3 protein-coding genes are annotated in these 2383 nt (G+C 27.1%); all 3 read right to left on the bottom strand.

What is annotated here, in order from left to right; genetic code table 11:
• Nucleotides 1–220 precede the first annotated feature (220 nt).
• A complete protein-coding gene (locus HGP29_RS27970) occupies nt 221–937 on the bottom strand; it encodes a hypothetical protein (protein WP_168885775.1) in 717 nt (238 codons plus the stop codon).
• 108 nt (nt 938–1045) lie between these two features.
• A complete protein-coding gene (locus tag HGP29_RS27965) occupies nt 1046–1486 on the bottom strand; it encodes a hypothetical protein (protein ID WP_168885774.1) in 441 nt (146 codons plus the stop codon).
• A gap of 141 nt (nt 1487–1627) precedes the next feature.
• Complete coding sequence (locus HGP29_RS27960; RefSeq protein WP_168885773.1) at nt 1628–2266, bottom strand: hypothetical protein; 639 nt, start codon at nt 2264–2266, stop codon at nt 1628–1630.
• Nucleotides 2267–2383 lie beyond the last annotated feature (117 nt).

Raw genomic sequence — 2383 nt, 5'->3', positions numbered from 1 at the left:
GTAAAAAATATCTCCCAATCCATATCCAAAAGTAATTTTTCCCATTATCGAATTTGCTGCGAAAAAACTTAAAATTCCCAAAAGGATAAATGAATAATATTTATTTAATTTTTGTTTCAATGGTCGTTTTGCTTAAAAAATTGCTGAGAACGTGATGGCTAAACTACGTGTGAGGGTGCGTCACCCGACACATGGAGTTTTAGCTGTTGTTATATGGATTTTACATTGCATATTCTAATGTTAAAACTTCATTGTTTTCTTTTTCAGGATCCATTACAACACTAAGTTCATTAGAATTATTGTCTCTAATAATCGCTCCTGATATCCTTAAATATTTTTTGTATTTTCTGTTATATTTTACTTTTCGATACCCAAAGATCCGAAACCCTTCTTCAGTTATATTTCCATATTTAGAATCAACTTTTTCCATTTGTGTGATTAATGCATCTTTATCATATTCTATAACAGAACTATCATTTAGAATAGTTGAAATTTTCTCAAAATCCTTGTCCTTTAAATAATCTACAACTAAATCTACTGTTTTTGTTTTGTTGTCTACTGTCTCTAACTCATTAGTCTTAAAAGAATACTTTTTTGTTATTCCACTTTCAAAAATTATTATTGTACGAATTTCTGAATAATTAGATTTTTCTTCTTTTGTCAAATTCCTGTAAAGTCTATAAGCAATATTCGACGACGCAAATTTTGAATCTTTTTTAAATTTTTCTACACCTTTACTCTTAGATAATTTCACTTCAAAATAAGTAGTTGTAGGTTCATCTGTGGCAACAACCTTACCGACAGAATATTCACAGAAACCACCGTAAAATTTTAAGATATCATCAATACCTTTACTTGCTGATTCTGATAAAATTGAAGATTCAATTGAGCAACTGAAAAGTAATATGTTTAAGAATAAGTATATCTGTTTTTTCATAGTTTGTTTGATGATGATTCCATATAACGTGATGGCTAAACTACGTGAGAGGGTGCGTCACCCGAGCGTGGAGTTTTAGCTGTTGTTAGCCAAAGTATGTTTATTTTATTACTTATGTTTATTTATTGTTTGTAACTGATCTATTATCTCTTTTTGTCTTATGATTGTATCTTCACCAATTTCTTTGTAAAGGCATAATAATCTAAATGATTTATAATAAATGAAGTTTATTTCTTTATCACCTTTAAGATTTAGAATATTATTATTGTCTAAATCATCATTTATTGACTCATAAAATATATCATTATTAGATTTTATATTTAATACTTTTTCATAAATTTCTGTTATTTTTTTCGTTGAAGTAGAATTTTCAAATGTAACATATAATGTATCTTTTAAAGGAGTAAAACTTAAACTATATGTAATTAATTCCTCATGATGCATTTTTTCAAAGTAGTTACTTGTGAAATTTTCAAAGAAAAATACGTTAGCTTTAATTTTTTCTTGTTTACAGCTAAGTAATAATAATAGCTGAAAAAAGAGTATCAATATTTTTTTTAATTCAATTGGAATGATAATTATTAATTTATTAAGTACTAATGAAATATTTTGGCTAACGTGAATGCTAAACTACGTCCAGTGGGTGCGTCACCCGATGGATGGAGATTAGCTATTGTTAGGCTAAGTAAATTACTTATAATATTCGATGATTTTTTGAGCTTCAAAACTATCAACCGAATGAAAGTTGAATGATGTTACATAAAAAAGTGTCTTATTTTTTTCGAATAACTTTTCTAGTAACGAATAATCTTTCTTAGTCAGAGCATTTGCAAAATTGAATTTATTAGATGTAATACTGCCAATTGGTGGTAATACCAATGTGACTGGTATATTTATATTGGTATTATCTAATTTATTCTTTGGTCTTACTCCTTCTAAGACTGGATTAGTGTTCATTATATTATTTATTAGAGTGCCAAAAAAAAGGTAACTATCCCCATTAATGATCTTTGATGATAATTGACTTCTTTTCAATTCTATTAAATTAATTATTTCTATTTTTGATGTCCCTTTATAGATCTCTTTAACTTTTAAAGAATAAATTGAAAAATTTCTATATTCAGTATTACTAATTATTTTTCCTGTAACTATATGTGAAACCTTTTCATCTAAGCTTTCTTTTGTTGGTAAAGAAAATGAATAATGATCGGCATAAGTTGATAAATCTGATTCATAGATTTGATTTCCTTTATTAAGAGTCTTTTGAGTACAACTGATTAAAAAATTGAACCCAAAAAACATTAATACTGTTTTACAGAGAAAATTCATTATTTAGTTATAATTTTTTTTTGAAAGTATACTCATTATTTAGCCTAACGTGATGACTAAACTACGTGAGCGGTTGCGTCAACCGTGATTGGAGTTTAGTTGATGTTGTAAAGCGTA

Origin of the sequence: Flammeovirga agarivorans, assembly GCF_012641475.1 — a bacterium.
Classification (GTDB): Bacteria; Bacteroidota; Bacteroidia; order Cytophagales; family Flammeovirgaceae; genus Flammeovirga; species Flammeovirga agarivorans.
This window is presented reverse-complemented; position numbering and strand designations above follow the sequence as displayed.